The sequence below is a fragment of the Drancourtella sp. An12 genome, from assembly GCF_002160935.1.
Classification (GTDB): domain Bacteria; phylum Bacillota; class Clostridia; order Lachnospirales; family Lachnospiraceae; genus Sellimonas; species Sellimonas catena.
The window spans coordinates 1-522 of record NZ_NFLO01000055.1 but is presented as its reverse complement, the minus strand read 5'-3'; the positions used below and the strand labels follow the sequence as shown (position 1 = coordinate 522).

Here is a 522-nt window from a genome sequence, read left to right as displayed (position 1 = left end):
TGATTCGGAATGCGGTTTCGAAAGACGGGATAACGAGAGGCTTCGCCTCGAGTTATTTAAATCTTTCACGGAGCATTCCGTAATCTCACATACCTAGCGTGATATGTGTTGGTCGATAGTGCAGATCTTTTGATCTGCCGTTGTTCTCAATAATGTGTTCACATTACCTCGGATGTCTTGATATTTCTATTTGTGTTCTTATATGCGGTTTTCAAGGTACATTTTCATATCTTACGGACCGTTTCCGATCCGAGTGGAGAATACGAGATTCGAACTCGTGACCTCCTGCTTGCAAGGCAGGCGCTCTCCCAACTGAGCTAATCCCCCGTATATAGTTTTTGTTTAAGTTGTGATGGGCTTAAGTGGGCCTTACCTCCTCAGCCTCATCTTTCATTCTTAAATTGTGATGGGCTTAAGTGGACTCGAACCACCGACCTCACGCTTATCAGGCGTGCGCTCTAACCGGCTGAGCTATAAGCCCACACTTTATATGAAAACGGCTTCCGCCGGTTTCTTCTTTTT

Annotated in this window: 2 tRNA genes; both read right to left on the bottom strand. The window is 45.2% G+C overall.

What is annotated here, in order from left to right:
• Positions 1-254: 254 nt before the first annotated feature.
• Positions 255-327: transfer RNA gene (locus tag B5E64_RS17790), tRNA-Ala, on the bottom strand.
• An 80-nt stretch (positions 328-407) separates the two neighbouring features.
• A tRNA-Ile gene (locus B5E64_RS17785) sits at positions 408-481 on the bottom strand.
• Positions 482-522 lie beyond the last annotated feature (41 nt).